Origin of the sequence: Minwuia sp., assembly GCF_048007105.1 — a bacterium.
Taxonomy (GTDB): domain Bacteria; phylum Pseudomonadota; class Alphaproteobacteria; order Minwuiales; family Minwuiaceae; genus Minwuia.
This window is the reverse complement of record NZ_CP180352.1, coordinates 3,393,601-3,409,345: the sequence shown is the minus strand read 5'-3', so window position 1 is coordinate 3,409,345 and position 15,745 is coordinate 3,393,601. Positions and strand designations below refer to the sequence as shown.

At 66.4% G+C, this 15,745-nt stretch carries 15 protein-coding genes and 2 pseudogenes; 14 read left to right on the top strand and 3 right to left on the bottom strand.

The window, feature by feature from the left end:
- Window positions 1-33 precede the first annotated feature (33 nt).
- The 11 genes and pseudogenes from ACMVY4_RS16490 to ACMVY4_RS16440 all read left to right on the top strand — a co-directional run bounded on the left by ACMVY4_RS16490 (window position 34) and on the right by ACMVY4_RS16440 (window position 10,915).
- Window positions 34-1,107, top strand: coding sequence for a FecCD family ABC transporter permease (locus ACMVY4_RS16490; protein WP_416897083.1), 1,074 nt, complete (start codon window positions 34-36; stop codon window positions 1,105-1,107).
- A pseudogene (locus ACMVY4_RS16485) lies at window positions 1,095-1,307 on the top strand (ATP-binding cassette domain-containing protein); the annotation flags it as partial. The gene ACMVY4_RS16490 and the pseudogene ACMVY4_RS16485, both read left to right, overlap by 13 nt.
- 85 nt (window positions 1,308-1,392) lie before the next feature.
- Window positions 1,393-1,890: an ATP-binding cassette domain-containing protein gene (locus tag ACMVY4_RS16480; RefSeq protein WP_416897082.1), complete on the top strand. Its 498-nt coding sequence runs from the start codon at window positions 1,393-1,395 to the stop codon at window positions 1,888-1,890.
- 144 nt (window positions 1,891-2,034) lie between these two features.
- Entirely contained in the window at window positions 2,035-2,667 is a 633-nt protein-coding gene (locus ACMVY4_RS16475) for a TetR/AcrR family transcriptional regulator (RefSeq protein WP_416897081.1), read from the top strand.
- A gap of 45 nt (window positions 2,668-2,712) precedes the next feature.
- Window positions 2,713-2,925 (top strand): biotin/lipoyl-binding carrier protein, encoded by a 213-nt coding sequence (locus ACMVY4_RS16470; RefSeq protein WP_416897080.1) that lies wholly within the window; start codon window positions 2,713-2,715, stop codon window positions 2,923-2,925.
- 149 nt (window positions 2,926-3,074) lie between these two features.
- Window positions 3,075-4,484 (top strand): acyl-CoA carboxylase subunit beta, encoded by a 1,410-nt coding sequence (locus ACMVY4_RS16465; protein ID WP_416897079.1) that lies wholly within the window; start codon window positions 3,075-3,077, stop codon window positions 4,482-4,484.
- An 89-nt stretch (window positions 4,485-4,573) separates the two neighbouring features.
- Window positions 4,574-6,211, top strand: coding sequence for an AMP-binding protein (locus tag ACMVY4_RS16460; protein ID WP_416897078.1), 1,638 nt, complete (start codon window positions 4,574-4,576; stop codon window positions 6,209-6,211).
- Between the two features lie 26 nt (window positions 6,212-6,237).
- Window positions 6,238-7,776: an acyl-CoA carboxylase subunit beta gene (locus ACMVY4_RS16455; protein WP_416897077.1), complete on the top strand. Its 1,539-nt coding sequence runs from the start codon at window positions 6,238-6,240 to the stop codon at window positions 7,774-7,776.
- 63 nt (window positions 7,777-7,839) lie between these two features.
- A complete protein-coding gene (locus tag ACMVY4_RS16450; RefSeq protein WP_416897076.1) occupies window positions 7,840-8,973 on the top strand; it encodes a C4-dicarboxylate TRAP transporter substrate-binding protein in 1,134 nt (377 codons plus the stop codon).
- Window positions 8,974-9,079: 106 nt separating this feature from the next.
- Window positions 9,080-9,610, top strand: coding sequence for a TRAP transporter small permease (locus tag ACMVY4_RS16445; RefSeq protein ID WP_416897075.1), 531 nt, complete (start codon window positions 9,080-9,082; stop codon window positions 9,608-9,610).
- A pseudogene (locus ACMVY4_RS16440) lies at window positions 9,607-10,915 on the top strand (TRAP transporter large permease). The gene ACMVY4_RS16445 and the pseudogene ACMVY4_RS16440 overlap by 4 nt, the downstream one beginning before the upstream one ends.
- A 40-nt stretch (window positions 10,916-10,955) precedes the next feature.
- Here the strand turns inward: ACMVY4_RS16440 and ACMVY4_RS16435 are convergent.
- Both ACMVY4_RS16435 and ACMVY4_RS16430 read right to left on the bottom strand, forming a co-directional pair.
- Window positions 10,956-11,936 (bottom strand): NADPH:quinone oxidoreductase family protein, encoded by a 981-nt coding sequence (locus tag ACMVY4_RS16435; RefSeq protein WP_416897074.1) that lies wholly within the window; start codon window positions 11,934-11,936, stop codon window positions 10,956-10,958.
- Between the two features lie 92 nt (window positions 11,937-12,028).
- Entirely contained in the window at window positions 12,029-12,991 is a 963-nt protein-coding gene (locus ACMVY4_RS16430) for a LysR family transcriptional regulator (protein WP_416897073.1), read from the bottom strand.
- Between the two features lie 127 nt (window positions 12,992-13,118).
- On the opposite strand from ACMVY4_RS16430, the gene ACMVY4_RS16425 reads away from it, so the two are divergent.
- Genes ACMVY4_RS16425 through ACMVY4_RS16415 form a run of 3 tightly spaced genes read left to right on the top strand, consistent with a single transcriptional unit; the run spans window position 13,119 to window position 15,543 of the window.
- Window positions 13,119-13,763 carry a glutathione S-transferase family protein gene (locus tag ACMVY4_RS16425; protein ID WP_416897072.1) on the top strand — a complete coding sequence of 215 codons (645 nt, stop codon included), beginning with the start codon at window positions 13,119-13,121 and terminating at the stop codon, window positions 13,761-13,763.
- A gap of 43 nt (window positions 13,764-13,806) precedes the next feature.
- Window positions 13,807-14,799: a CmcJ/NvfI family oxidoreductase gene (locus tag ACMVY4_RS16420; protein ID WP_416897071.1), complete on the top strand. Its 993-nt coding sequence runs from the start codon at window positions 13,807-13,809 to the stop codon at window positions 14,797-14,799.
- A gap of 24 nt (window positions 14,800-14,823) precedes the next feature.
- Entirely contained in the window at window positions 14,824-15,543 is a 720-nt protein-coding gene (locus tag ACMVY4_RS16415; protein ID WP_416897070.1) for an SDR family NAD(P)-dependent oxidoreductase, read from the top strand.
- Here the strand turns inward: ACMVY4_RS16415 and ACMVY4_RS16410 are convergent.
- A complete protein-coding gene (locus ACMVY4_RS16410) occupies window positions 15,540-15,743 on the bottom strand; it encodes a DUF2783 domain-containing protein (RefSeq protein ID WP_416897069.1) in 204 nt (67 codons plus the stop codon). The genes ACMVY4_RS16415 and ACMVY4_RS16410 overlap by 4 nt on opposite strands.
- Between the last annotated feature and the right edge of the window lie 2 nt (window positions 15,744-15,745).

Genomic DNA, 15,745 nt, shown 5'->3' with positions numbered 1-15,745 from the left:
GACGGGACAGTGCACGGGGCGGAGCCCGGAGTGATGACAGCCGAGGACCGGCGCGTAAGGCGGCGCAGAACCCAGCTCATTGCCCTCGGGCTGTTCCTGGTCGTCGGCTGTCTTCTTTCCGCAGGCATCGGTGCGGTGTCGATCAGTCCCGGGCAGTTGCTGGCGATCCTTCTGGAAAAGGCCGGAGGGTTCGAAACCGGGATCGAATACGGACAGCGCGAGGAAATCGTTCTGCTCGCCATCCGCCTGCCGCGTCTCGTGCTCGGTGTCGTCGTGGGCGCTGCCCTGGGCGTCGCGGGCGCCGTGCTGCAGGGCCTGTTCCGCAATCCGCTCGCCGACCCGGCGCTGATCGGCGTCTCAAGCGGCGCCGCGGTCGGGGCCGTCATCATCATCGTTCTCGGCGCACCGCTGGCGGCCATGCTGCCGGCCCTGCTGGCCGCCTATCTGATCCCGGTAGCGGCTTTTCTCGGCGGACTGGTGGTCACGGCGCTGGTCTACGGGCTGGCGCAGCGCCACGGCGGCACCGATGTCGCCATCCTGTTGCTTGCCGGAATTGCCATGAACGCCATCGCTGCGGCCATCGTTGGGATCATGATCTTCCTCAGCGACGATCAGCAGCTCAGGGACCTGAACTTCTGGCTGCTTGGTTCTCTCGCCGGCGCGACCTGGGACAAGGCGTTTGTCGCATTGCCCGTCATTGCGATTGCCATCGCGGCGCTGATCAGCCTGCACCGGTTTCTGAACGCCATGCTGCTTGGCGAGGAGGCCGCCCAGTATCTCGGCCTGCCGGTGGAGACCGCCAAGCGGCTCTGTGTGCTCTTCGTTGCGCTGGCGACGGGCGGCGCGGTGGCGATGACCGGCGTCGTCGCCTTCGTCGGCCTGGTCGTGCCCCACATGGTCCGCATGGTCATCGGCCCCGATCACCGGCTGTTGCTGCCGGCGAGCTGTCTGGGCGGCGCGCTGGTCATCGTGCTGGCGGATCTGCTTGCCCGCACAGTTGCCGTGCCGACCGATCTGCCGCTCGGGATCGTGATGAGCCTGACCGGCGGTCCGTTCTTCATCTGGCTGCTGGTGCGCAGGCGGGGAGTTGCCTCATGGGGATCGTGACCGCACGGGATCTCGTGGTCCGGCGGGGCGGGCGCGCGATTCTGGACCGGGTCTCGATCGATCTGGAACCTGGCAGGCTGACCGCGATCCTCGGCCCGAACGGCGCCGGAAAATCGACGCTGCTCCGGTGCCTGGCCGGAAGTCTGAAGCCCGACGGGGGCCGCGTGGCAGTCGGCGATGTCGCGGTTGGCGACGTCCCGGCGCGGGACCTTGCCCGGCGCCGCGCCGTGATGACACAGGAGAACCGGCTCGGCTTCGCCTTTTCGGTGATCGAGGTGGTGCAGCTTGGCCGCACGCCCCATGCAGGCCGGTCCGATGCGGCCTGCCGACCGCAAGGCCGTGGCGGAGTCGCTGGAGGCTGCGGGCATCCTCTCCTTGGCCGACCGCGATTTCACGACACTTTCGGGCGGCGAGAAGCAGCGCGTGCATCTGGCCCGCGCGCTGGCCCAGATCTGGCCGTTCCGGGGCAGGGGTGAGGCGAAGTTCCTGCTGCTCGACGAGCCGACCAACAATCTCGATCTCTCGCATCAGCACCGGCTGCTGGGCTTCGCGCGCGATCTGGCCGAAGCCGGCCTGGCGGTCGCGGCTGTCCTGCACGATCCGAACCTGGCTTCCGCATACGCGCATCGGGTGGCGATCATGAAGGCGGGGCGTCTGACAACCCTCGGAACGCCGGCCGAGGTCATGACCGCCGGGACGGTGTCGGAGATCTACGGCCTCGGACTGCAGCCTTTCGGGCAATTGCGGACAGGCGCTCATCTGTTGTTCGCGGAGGGTGCGTGAGGCGCTTCCGCCATTTCGACTTCGTGACCTGATCCTTCCGCCGAGCGGGTTCGCAAGCAGGCGTTCGAGGCCGTGCAAGTAGGGACTTGTGTGCGGCCTCGTTCTGACCTAGAAATTTATTGGTCAACTAACAAATAACTGATCATGCCCGACGCCCTTCCGCCCAGACGCACGCAGATCGAACGCCGCGCCGAATCCGACCGCCGGATGCTGGCCGCAGCCGTGCGTCTGATCGGCCGGCACGGGTCTGTCGGCACCAGCCTGGCCGAGATCGGCACGGAAGCCGGCTACAGCCGCGGTCTTCCGGCCGCGCGGTTCGGCACGAAGCTGGCGCTGCTGGAAGCCGTGGTCGATGCGTCGGAGAAGTGGTTCGAGCGCAAGGTCGCGCGGCGTCTTGGCGACACGAAGGGGCTTGCGGCACTGTTCGAGCGGATGGCCGCCCATCTGGAAGGCGCCCGGGACGATACTTCCGGCACGGTCACCGTCTATCAGCTCTATGTGGAATTGATCGGCGCGGTGTCGGATCTCCGGCCCCGCATGCAGGCCTTCGGCGAGGCGTACCGGCAGGGTTTCCGGCGTCACCTTGTGGAGGCGCGGGAGCGCGGGGAGCTGCGCGACGATGTCGATGTCGACCGCATGGCCACGACGATCCTGGGCGCGGTCCGCGGCGTGATCGTCCAGTCGCTCGTCGATGGCGGCGTCACGGATCTGAATGTGGCCCGAGATCATCTCACATCGGTGTTCAGGGAAGCCCTGACGCCGAAGGCGGCCGTCTGACGCGGCGCGCCGAAATCTGATGCACCTGACCTGGGGAGGATAAAGGTGGACGTTAAATCCGAGATTGCCGGCAAGGTCTGGAAGATGGTTGCCGCCGTGGGCGACAGCGTCGACGAGGACGACGAGATCGTGATCCTGGAATCCATGAAGATGGAAATCCCGGTGGTCGCGCCGAAAGCCGGCCGCATCGCCGAGATCCTGGTCGAGGAAGGCGAGAGCATCCAGGAAGACCAGATCATCGCCCGGCTGGAGACCTGATCCGGCCATGACCGCCCACGCTTCCGACCTGGAACAGATCGCCGCCGCGCGCGCGGACCTCGAGGATGCCGCTCGGCCGAAGCTGGTCGAACGCCAGCACAAGCGCGCCGACATGACCGCGCGGGAACGCATAGCCGTGCTTTGCGACGATGGCAGCTTCCGCGAGATCGGCGCGCTGGTCTGCGACGACGGCGGCAGCCGCCTGGAACGGCCTGGCCGATGGTGTCGTCATCGGCACGGCGCAGATAGACAGCCGTCCGGTCGTCATCGTCTCGCAGGACTTCACGGTTCATGGTGGCTCCAGCGGCAAGCTGGGCAGCGCCAAGATCCGCCGTGCCGTGCAGCAGGCGATGCGGGACGGCACGCCGCTGGTCATGCTGCTCGACGGGGGCGGCCACCGTATCCAGGACGGGCAGGATTCGCGGCACTTCGCCAACGGCTCGCCGACCTTCCACGATTTCGCGCGGATTTCGGGCTGGGTGCCGGTGGTCTCGGTGATGATGGGCGCGGGCTTTGCCGGCCCGACGAATTATGCCGGCATGTCCGACTTCGTGATCATGGTGCGCGGGCAGGCCTGTATGGGGCTGGCAGGCCCGGCGCTGGTCAAGGCAGGCACCGGCGAGGACATCGACATCCAGTCGCTCGGCGGCGCGGAAGTTCAGGTCGACAAGTACGGCCTCGCCCATCTCGGCGTCGATACCGAGGCCGAGGCGCTGGACGCCGTGAAGCGCTATCTCGGATTCCTGCCGTCGAACGCGCGCCAGCCGGTGCCGTCGGCAGCGGCCTGCCCACTGGACGACGAGCGCCAGCAGGACCTTCACGAACTGGTCCCCGCGGACACGAGGAAGGCCTACAACGTCCGCAAGGTCATCCAGCGCCTGGCCGATCCCGACAGCCTGCTGGAGATCCAGCCGACCTTCGCGAAGAACGCGGTCACGGCCTTCGCCCGGCTGGGCGGGCGGCCGGTCGGGTTCATCGCCAACCAGCCGATGCATCTGGGCGGCATGCTGACCTCGCCCGCCTGCGAGAAGATCGCCCATTTCGCGGCGATCTGCGACGCCTACGGCCTGCCGCTGATCTATCTGATCGACGTGCCGGGCTTCTCCATCGGATCGTCGGCGGAGCGCAGCCTGCTCGGTCGGCGCAGCGCGAGGATGGTCTACGAACTCGGCCATGCGACTGTGCCGCGGGTCTCGGTCGTCCTGCGCAAGGGCTACGGGCTCGGCTACATCGCCATGTGCGGCGGCCGCAGTTTCGATGCGGACGCCTGCCTCGCCTGGCCGACCTCCGAGATCTGCGCCATGTCGCTGGAGGGCGCGGCCAACGTCGCCTACCGCAAGGACATCGAACGCGCCGACGATCCGGACGAGAAGCGCCGCGAGATCGTCGCTGACATGCGGTCCCGCATCAGCCCGCTGCGTGGCGCCGAAGGCTTCGGCATCGACGACATCGTGGCGCCGGAAGACACGCGCCGCCGCCTGTTCGAGATCCTCGAACGGGCGCCGCTGCGTCGGGAGAATTTCATGCCGCCGAAGGTCCGCTCGATCTCCCCGATCTGAGGGGGAACGGGCGTCTTCTGGCGCGACGGCGGGCGGACCGGGGGAGGGACCGCCCGCCGGCCAATCTGTCGGGAACGGGGAGGAGCCGTGTGACCGAACTGGAAGTGAGGGCCGCCGAGACGTTCGGCGATCCGCGCATCCCGCCGCGCGACCGCTGCGTGCTTCGCCACATTCTCGACCGTCACGCACGGGAGACGCCCGAAAGCCCGTTCGTCTGGTTCGACGGCGGCGAGACCTGGGACTACACCCGCATGCGGGCGGAGGCGGCCCGCACCGGCGCAGGCCTTCAGAAGGCTGGCGTCGAACGGAATGACCGGGTGCTGGTGTGGTTGCCGAACGGTCCGCTGATGCTGCGATGCTGGTTCGGCGTCAACTATATCGGCGCGGCCTATGTGCCCGTGAACACGGCCTATCGCGGATCGCTGCTGGAGCACGTGATCCGCAATTCCGACGCGAAGATCATGATCGTTCACGCCGACCTCGCCGACCGGCTGAAGGACATCGACATGTCCGCCGTCGAGCAGTTGATCGTCGTCGGCGGCCATGTAGACGGATTGCCCCTGCCGGTTCTCGACATTGCCGCGCTGGGTGCGGAAGGCGACGAACCGGCGCCACTGGACCGCCCCATCGACCCCTGGGACCTGCAGTCGATCATCTACACGTCGGGCACGACCGGCCCGTCGAAAGGTGTGCTGTCGTCCTATCTGCATCTCTTCACCATGGCGACAAGCGAGCGGCAGATGCTGGACCATACGGACCGGCGGCTGATCAACCTGCCGCTGTTCCACGCCGGCGGAACGGGCAACACCTACGGCATGCTGGCCAAGGGCGGGTCCATCGCCCTGGTCGATTCCTTCAAGACCGATACCTTCTGGGACGTCGTCCGGGAGTCGGGATCGACCTGCGTCACCCTGCTTGGCGCGATGACGCCCTTCCTGATGAAGGCTCCGGCGAGCGAGCACGACCGCGACCATCCGCTCCGCACGGTATTCATGGTGCCGCTGTCGGAAGACGTGACCGCGTTCACGCAGCGCTTCGGTCTGGACATCTACACCACCTTCAACATGACCGAGATCAGCTGCCAGTTGATGTCGGAGAAGAACCCGCTGAAGGTCGGCTCCTGCGGCAAGGTGCGACCCGGCGCGACGGTGCGCCTTGTCGATGCCAATGACTGCGAGGTGCCGGTCGGCGAGATCGGCGAGATGATCGTCCGGGACGAGCGGCCATGGGGCCTCAATCACGGCTACAACAACAATCCCGAGGCGACGGCGAAAGCGTGGCGGAACGGTTGGTTCCACACCGGCGACATGTTCCGCATGGACGCTGACGGGACGTTCTATTTCGTCGATCGCGCGAAGGATGCGATCCGCCGCCGGGGCGAGAACATCTCCTCCTTCGAGGTCGAGAACGAGGTGAACGCGCATCCGGACGTGCGAGAAAGCGCTGCGGTCGCCGTGCCGAGCGAATTCAGCGAGGACGAGGTGCTGGTGATCGTGGCGCCGGTGCCGGGGCGGACCGTGGACCCCGCGGCGCTGCTGGAATTCCTGCAGCCGCGGATGGCGCATTTCATGGTGCCGCGCTTCATCCGGATCATGGACGACCTGCCGAAGACGCCGACGCAGAAGGTGCAGAAACACCTGCTGCGCAGCGAAGGCGTCACCGCCGATACCTGGGACCGGGAGGCCGCCGGCGTGAAGATCCGGCGCGAGAAGATCGGCGCGGCCTGACCGGAACCGAAGGAACGACAATCGAGATGAATGCAGACAATACGGTGAGCGGCGAGATGGGCGAACTTCGCGAACAGCTGCGCGAGGTTCTGGACGCCCGTGCGGCCACCCGCGACGACGCTCGCCAGGTTGCCGTGGACAAGCAGCATGCCCGCGGGCGCTGGACCGCGCGCGAGGGCGTGGCCGGCATGATCGACGCGGGCAGCTTCACCGAATATGGCGGGCTGGCCAAACCGGCGACCGAAGGCATGACCGGCGCCGCCGACGGGCTGGTGATGGGCACCGGCAAGGTCGATGGACAACCGGTCGCGATGGTCGCCTATGACTACACCGTCTATGCGGGCACCCAGAGCGCGGTGAACCACTCCAAGATCAGCCGCATGTTCGAGCTGGCCGAGCAGCAGCGCCTGCCGGTGATCTGCTGGCTGGATGGCGGCGGTGCGCGGCCACATGACATGTTCGTGCCGAACCGCCTGGGTTCGCCGACCTTCGTCACCTTCTCGCGTCTGTCCGGACTGGCGCCGACGGTCGGTATCGTGCCGGGCCGGGCCTTTGCCGGTCACGCCAACCTGGCCGGCCTCTGCGATGTCGCCATCGCAACGAAGAACGCCTCGATGGGCATGGCCGGCCCGCCGCTGGTCGAGGCGGCGCTGGGCGTGAAATTGACGCCCGAGGAGATCGGCCCGGCGGAGGTCCACTACAAGTCCGGCGCCATCGACCTGCTGGCCGAGAACGAGACCGAGGCCTGCGCGCTGGCGAAGAAGTACCTTTCCTTCTTCAACGAGAGCGCGGAGGCCGCCGAAGCGCCGGATCAGACGCGCCTCCGCGAGATGGTGCCGGAGAGCCCGCGACGCGCCTATGATGTGCGCAAGGTGATCGAGGGGCTGGCCGATAAGGATAGCATGCTGGAACTGAAGCCGGCTTTCGGCCGCGCCATGGTCACGGCGCTGGTGCGGATGGGCGGCAAGACGGTCGGCGTCGTCGCCAACCAGCCGATGGTCCTGGCCGGCGCGATGGACGGTCCCGCCTGCGACAAATCAGCAAGGTTCGTGCAGCTTTGCGACGCCTACGACATTCCGATCCTGCTGCTCTGCGACACGCCCGGCCTGATGGTCGGCCCGGACGTCGAGAAGACCTGCCTGGTCCGGCGCAGCGCGCGCCTGCTGTCGGCGCTGTCAAACGCGACGGTGCCGCTGATGACGCTGGTGCTCCGGAAGGCCTACGGGCTCGGCTACTACATCATGGGATCGCGGCCGCTGATGCCCTCGATCCTGATTGCCTGGCCGACAGCCGAGTTCGGCGGTATGGGCCTGGAAGGCGCCGCGAGCATCATCTTCCAGAAGGAACTCGCCGCGATCGAGGATCCGGCCGAACGCGCCGAGGCGCACCGCGCCTACACCGAGGAACTGAAGGCCTACAACACCGCGCTCCGGGTCGGCGAGCGGTTCGGATTCGACGACGTCGTCGACCCCGCCGAGACCCGGGACATTCTCATCCGCACGCTCGAGACCTTCCCGCGCCCGCCTGAGCGCCGGGGCAAGAAGAGGACGATCGATCCGATCTGACCAGGCACCACCCGCGTCGGGCATGTCGCCTGGCGCGTTCACGTCGAACAGGGGAGTATCGACATGAGCATCATCAGAACAGCCTGCAGCGCACTGATCGCTGCCGGACTTGTGGCCGGCATGTCAGCCGCCGCATCGGCGAAGGAGCTGAAGGCCAGCGTCCATCTGCCGCCGAAGAACAACACCGTCGCCGACGGCTGGGAACCCTTTGCCGAACAGGTGAAGGCCGCCACGGCCGGCGAAGTCACCGTGAAGCTGTTCCTCGGCGGATCGCTGCTGGGTCCGAAGGCCGCATCGGAGGGCATTCGCGACGGCGTCGTCGATCTGGGCTACGTTATCGTCGGCTACCATCCGGCGGAGTTCCCGCACACCGCCTTCATCAACGACATGGCGGCCATCGGCACCAACGCCGTGATCGTCACCGCGGCGACGACCGAGCTGATCATGACCCAGTGCGAGCCCTGCCTGGTCGAGTACAAGCAGCGCGGCAACGTCTATACCGGCACCTACGCCGTGCCGCCGATGGTGATCATGTCGACCAAGATGATCGACAGCCCCGATGACATCAAAGGCCTGAAGATCCGCTCCGCCGGCGCGGCCTGGGACAACTTCGTCAACGCCGTCGGCGCGACCCCGGTGAACGTTCCGTCATCCGAGCAGTACGAGGCCATGAGCCGCGGTGTCGTCGATGCTTCCTTCCACGTCGCTGCGTCGCTGAAGACCTATGGTCTGTGGGACATGACCAAGGACGTGCTGCTGGTGAATGTCGGCGCCTACCGGGCGATCAACACCTTCGCCTTCAACCCCGACAGCTGGTCGGACCTGACCGACGATCAGCGCCGCATCGTGCTGGAAGCCGCCTCCGACGCCAATTTCGGCATCGCCGCCGGTTACATCCGCACCGACAACGAGGCCCTGAAGGAGAGCCAGGACAAGGGTATCCGGGTGCAGGAAATCTCCGACGCCTTCAAGGCCATCCGCGCCGACTATGTCGCCAACGAGAAGAAGGGCCTGATCACCAAGGGCAAGGAGACCCGCGGCGTCGCCAATCCGGAGCCGCTGATCGAGCAGATGAGCGCGCTGGTCGACAAGTGGACCGCGATCTACGAGGAAGTCGGCGGCGACGTGGACGCAATGCGCGCCCGCTTCAAGACCGACGTGATCTCGAAGATCGACGTCTCGACCTACGGGAAATAAACGGCACGGCGAAAGCCGGGCAATCAGGACGGACCGGCCGTGACGGACAGGCCGCCGATGCAGGCGGCCTGTCCGGACGCCTGCCGGCAAGGGGAGACACGACCACATGATCGAGAAGCTGATACGCCTGCTGGCCCGGTTCTTCGGGCTCATCGGCATGGTCGGCATGTTCGCCATGCTGCTGCACGTCACTATCGACGTCGCAGGCAAGACGCTGTTCGACACGCCCTTGCCGGTGACCATCGAGATGACCGCCCACTATTACATGGTCGCGGTGGTCTTCTTTCCGCTGGCCGCCGTCGAGCTCAGGAACGGCCACATCTCGGTGGAGATCGTGTCCCAGTATCTCGGCGACCGAGCGCGACGCATCCTGATTGCCTCCGTTTCGCTGCTCGGCGTCGTCTACTTCTCGATCGTGACGGCCCGGACATGGCACGACGCCGTGAACAAGTTCGAGATCGGCGAGTACCTCTACGGCACCGTGCCGCTGGAGGTGTGGCAGACCCGCTTTTTCGTACCGCTCGGCTGCGGACTTCTGACGCTAGTCCTGCTTTGGAAGGCAGTGATGCTGCTCCGCGGCGTCGGACGCCTTGCCGATGAGGGAAATGAATTGATCGAAATGGACGTCGCGAAATGACGGATCTCCAGATCGGCGGCGTCGGTCTCGCCGTCCTCATCGCCCTGCTCCTGGCCCGTGTGCCGGTCGGAATCGCCCTCGGCGGCGTTTCGCTGGTCGGCATCTATGTCCTGCTCGGCCTCAAGCCGATGCTCGGCATCGTTACCGCGGTGCCCTACGAACTGGTGGCGCACTGGACGCTCAGTTCGGTCCCGATGTTCCTGCTGATGGGCTATGTCTGCTACCACGCCAACCTGACCGAAGGGCTGTTCCGGCTCGCCCGGCTCTGGCTGTCGGCGCTGCCCGGCGGGCTCGCCATCGCCTCCGTCGGCGGCGCTGGCCGGCTTCTCGGCCGTGACCGGTTCCAGCGTCGCCTGCGCCGCGGCCATGGGGCGGATCGCTGTGCCGGAGATGCTGCGATCCAACTACGACAAGGGGCTGGCCGCCGGCTCGGTCGCCGCGGCGGGCACCATCGGTTCCCTGATTCCGCCATCCATCCTTCTGCTGATCTTCGGCATCTTCGCCGAGGTGCCGATCGGCAAGCTGTTCGTCGGCGGATTCCTGCCCGGCATCCTCACGGCGGTGATGTTCGGCCTGATGATCCTCATCCGGGTGAAGCTCACGCCGTCGCTGGCGCCGTCGGTACACGAAGAGGTCTCATGGCGCGACCGCTTCGCCGCCTTCTACGACACGTGGCCGGTGATCCTGCTGGTGATCGGCGTCTTCGGCGGCCTTTTCGGGGGCATCTTCACCCCGACGGAGGCCGGCGCCGTTGGCGCGGCGCTCTCCATCGTCATCGCCTTCCTGAAGGGCGGGCTGACCTGGGGACGTCTAAAGGACGCCACGACAGAAGCGATGCAGAGCACGGCAGCCATCTTCATCATCGCCATCGGCGCCAACCTGCTGACCCGCTTCCTGGCCTTCGCCGGGGTATCGGATTTCCTCGCCGAGGTCGTGCTGGCCGAGGGCATCAGCCAGCTTGCGCTGATCATCGGCATCTCGGCCGTCTATCTGGTCCTGGGCATGTTCCTCGATCCACTCGGGATCATGCTGTTGACGCTGCCGATCTTCCTGCCGGTGGTGGAATCGCTCCGTATCGATCTGATCTGGTTCGGCATCCTGATCGTGAAGTATCTGGAGATCGGGCTGATCACGCCGCCGGTCGGGCTGAACGTCTTCGTCATCAAGGGCATTGTCGGCGACGCCATCAAGACCGAGGTGATCTTCAAGGGCATCCTCTGGTTCGTGGTCGCCGACATCATCACCCTGGCGCTGCTGATCGCCTTCCCGGAGATCAGCCTGCTGCTGCCTGAACTGCTCTACTAGCGAGCGGGGGCGAGGGCGGTCCGGGCCGGCGCATCTCTCGTCACGGCGTGACGACGAGCCGGCCCGCCACGCTGCGTGCTTCCAGCGCCTCCAGGGCTTCGGGGATTCCGTCCAGCGTCAGCGTCCGGGCGATGGCCGGTCTGATCTCGCCGGCGGCGTAGCGCCGGAGAATGTCCTCGTGGGCCGTCTCGATCACGTCGCGGCGGTGCTGGTGGTAGACGCCCCAGTGGACGCCGACCACGCTGTAGTTCTTCACCAGCACATGGTTGGCCGGGAACTGCGGAATGTCGCCGCCGGCGAATCCGATCACCAGATAGCGCCCTTCCCAGGCGAGACTGCGCCGGGCGGTTTCGGCGATGGCGCCACCGACAGGATCGAAGACGACGTCGACACCGCGGCCCCCGGTGATGCGCTTGATCTCGGCGCCGGCATCGTCGGCGGTGTAGTCGACCACGTGATCGGCGCCCTGGGCCTTGCAGAACGCCAGCTTCTCCGCCGAGCCGGCCGCGGCGATGACCCTGGCGCCGACGGCGCGGCCGAGCTGGATTGCAGCCGACCCGACCCCCGACGCGCCGGCGAGGACCAGCAGCCACTCGCCCTCCCGCAGTCCGCCACGGTGGAACAGGGCCACATGGGAGGTCTGGTAGGTCGAGTAGAGCAATGTGAGATCGGGAAACGGAATGTCCTTCGGAAACACCAGCGCCGCGCCGGCGCGGATGAGGGCGTATTCGGCGAAACCGCCGGCGGGCAGCGCCGACATCGCGCCGACATGAGCGCCGATTTCCAGTTCCACGCCGGGACCGCATGCCTCGACCACGCCGGAGGTCTCCAAGCCTGGGACGAACGGCAGGGGCGGGCGGTCCTGATAGATCCCCTGGCAGAGCAGTATGTCGGCGAAATTGATCGTGCCGGCGCGGGCTCGGATCAGCGCTTCACCGGGGCCGGGCTCCGGTGGCTGGATGTCGACCAGCCGCAACGACGTGGATGGATGGCCCTTCTCTGCAACCTGCCAGGCTCTCATCGTTCGCGTCCTCCCTCATCTCCAGCGCAGGTCGATGATAGGGGGCGGGACAGGCCGCCGGGTTCCCGAATTCGGAAGGTCTGCGGCAAGCGTTACGCGTGGCCGGTTCCCGTGCGGTGGTGATCCCTCAGCACGTCGTCAGGGGCGGTGCAGTCGGCTGCGGCGGCGCGGATCGCCTCGCGGAGCCAGCGATGCGGCGGGTCCTCGTTCAATCGCGGCGGCCAGTAGGCGTTGAGCCGGAAGCCTTCGACGGCCACCGGTGGTCTGAAGGTCTCGAGATCGCGACGCATGTTCTGGATCAGGCGCATCGGCATGAGCGCGATCAGGTCGGTCTGTTCCAGCAGCAGTCCGACGACGGAGAAGCCCGGCACCACGACGCCGATGCGCCGGCTCCGGTTGAGGCGCGCCAGCGCCTCGTCGGTCGGTCCGACCGCATCGCCGCGAAACGGCGAGACCAGCAGATGCTCGTACGCGCAGAAATCGTCCAGCGATACCGGGCCGCCGTTGAGCATCGGATGGCCGCGCCGCGCCACGCCGACATAGCGCTCGTCGAAGAGGTGCATCGAATGAAGGCCGGGGAAGGAGAACTGCGGCACGGTCAGGGCGAGGTCGAGCCGGGCCTCCCGCATGTCGGCCTCCAGCGATCCGGCGTCGACGGGCCGGATCTCCAGACGCATCCCCGGCGCTTCAACCTGGATGCGGCGAAGCAGGGGCGGCAGGATCAGGGCGGCCGCATAGTCGCTCGCCGCGATCCTGGCCGTGCCTTCGAAGCCCGACGGATCGAACCGTTCTGCCGAAAGCAGGCGTGAGATGTTCGACAGCGTCGCCGAGACCACCGGCACGAGCTCCTCGGCGCGCGGCGTCGGTACCATGCCGTTCCGGGTGCGCACGAACAGCGGATCGCCGAACAGCTCTCTCAGACGCGCGAGCTGGCCGCTCATGCCCTGCTGGGTCAGCCCAAGGCGCTCCGCAGCCCGCGTGACGTTGCGCTCGTTGGCCATCGCCTCGAATGCGAAGAGCAGTCGGATATCCCAGCGGTCATTATCGCGCTTCATTGTGAAATCCATCGCGACCATCTGTTGGACCGATAGTAGGGGGTCCGGCACACTGCTCCAATAACAAAGAACAGAGCCGTCCCGATCGCGGTGACCGGGGCGTACATTTTCCTTCAGGGAGGAAATGATGGAGATTCTCGCGGACCCGATCACGGTGAACTGCCGCAAGGTTCTGGCCGGGCTGAAGATGATCGGCTCGGACTACACGTTGACCAAGGTCGACTACTTCCAGGGCGAACAGAAGAGCCCGGAATACGTGGCGATCAACCCGAATGCCTCGATCCCCGCCATGCGTGACGGCGACCTCGTGCTCTGGGAATCGAACGCCATCCTGCAGTATGCCGCCGACAAGGCCGGCAATGCCGGCGCCTATCCGACCGACCTCAAGACCCGCGCCGATATCAATCGCTGGCTGCTCTGGGAGTGCGGTTCGTGGTTTCCGAGCTGCTACGTCTATCTCGTCGAGAACTGCGTCAAGCCGCTGCTCGGCGCGGAGACCGATCCTGCCGTTCTCGAAGGCGAGGCCGAGAATTTCCACAAGCTGGCCGGGATTCTGGACAACCGTCTGGCCACCAGCACCTGGATCTGCGGCGACAGCCCGACCATTGCCGATGTCGTGGTCGCGTCGCCGATGCATCTCCACGGCTGGCAGAAGCTGCCGCTGGATAACCACCGCAACATCGTGCGATGGATGACCCGGAACGTGGAGGCCGCGCCCTGGTGGAAGGCAACCCATGTCGAGGAAGGCTTCAAGCTGCCCGAGGCGGCATAGGCCGAAGCCGGGCCGGCCATAGCAGTCGAACAGGAACGGTATCGTGAGTGTATTGTCGGAAGATCTGGGTCAGTCGGCCCGCACGGGTGTGTTCAATTACATGTCCGCGGCGTCTCAGAGTTCGCTTCACCGCAACGGCAAGGTTCTGACCCGGCGCGATGCGGACGGCAGCGATGCGAGCTGGCAGGGCGTCGATCTGGTGAAGTGCGACATGAAGGTGACGGATGCGCGCGGCTTCTCCGGCGGCCGCGCGCCGACGCTTGAGCGCAACGGCTTCGAACTGCTGCACCGTCCGGTCGATGCAGGACGGCTCGACTTCTTCAACAACGATCAGGTTCTGCGCGACTACTATCCGGCCTGCGCCGAGGTGGTCCGGGCGGCGACCGGCGCCCGCACGGTGAAGGCGTTCGATCACAACATCCGCTCGGCCAGCGGCAAGAAGAGCAGGAAGCGTATCGATGGCGGGCAGCAGGTGCAGGGACCTGCGCATGTCGTGCACGGCGACTACACGCTGACCAGCGCGCCTGCCCGGTTGCGGCAGCTGGCGAAGCCGCCGGGAACCAACGACACGGTGCGTCCGCTGCTGAAGGAGGGCGAAAGCCTGCTGGATGCAGAGGAAGTCGAGGCCGCGATCGAAAGCGGCCGTTTCGCCATCATCAACCTCTGGCGGAACATTGTCGAGGACCCGGTAGAGGTGAATCCGCTGGCGCTCTGCGACGCTGCGAAGGTGGTGCCGGAGGATCTGGTCGTCTTCGAGATCCACTACGCCGACCGCGTGGGCGAGAACTATTTCGCCAAGCATGCCGACGGTCACGCCTGGTTCTTCTATCCGGAGATGAAGCGCGACGAGGCGCTGCTGATCAAGCAGTGGGACAGCGCCGGCGAGATGGCGCGTTCCGACGGCGCGCGGTCGGACGGCGCCGATCCGCAATCGCCCTGCACCTTCAGCTTCCACAGCGCTTTCGAGGACCCGGCCATGCGCGATGACGCCCCGGACCGCTGGAGCATGGAAGTCCGCTGCGCGGTGATCTACTGACCCTGCCGATCGATTGGAGCGCCCATGATCTCCCCTGAAGGCCGCGTCGTGATGATTTCCGGCGCCAATCGCGGCATTGGCAAGGCGATTGCCGGCAGTCTCTACGACGCCGGATTCGACCTCAGCCTGGCCTGCAGGCGACCGGAGATGCTGGAACCTTTTCTCGCCGGGCTGGACGATGACCGGGTGTTCACCGCCCGCTATGTCGCCGAGGACAAGACCACCCATGGCGCCTGGGTCAACGGCACGCTGGCCAAGTTCGGCAGGATCGACGGGCTGGTGAACAATGCCGGCATCTGGGACGCCGTCTCCGTGGATGATCCGGAAGACAACGAGGAAGCGCTGGACCGCATGTGGGCGATCAATGTGAAGGGCCCGCTTTCCATGACGCGTCTCGCATTGCCAAGCCTCAGGAAATCGGGGTCGGGCCGCGTGATCAACGTGGCCTCGCTGGCGGGCAAGTTCGTCTATGACGGCGGCGTCGGCTATTCGATGACCAAGTTTGCAGCCGTGGCGCTGTCGCACGCGACGCGGCATGCGGGCTTTGCCGATGGCGTGCGCTGCACGGCGCTCTGTCCCGGCTATGTCGCGACGGATCTGACCAGCAAGGTCGAGAGCACGCCGATGAGCGACATGACCAGCGCCGAGGATCTGGCGGAGCTGGTGCGGACGGTGATGTGCCTGTCCAACACGGCGTCGGTCGCGGAACTGGTGGTCAACTGCCGCGCAGACATCTCCGCCTAGGCTTTCCTGCCGGGTTCCCTTGCGGCCTTCAGCGCGGAAAGCAGCACGTCCTGCGCGCCGATGTGGTTTGCGAGGATCAGCACCAGCCGGGCATTGAGCGCTTGGCTCTCGGCCTCGTCGAGGCCGTCATGGGCGCCGATCAGGGCCTCGTAGAAATCGTCGGGCCGTTCGAGGTTGGGATCGAGATTGATCGGGCTCATGC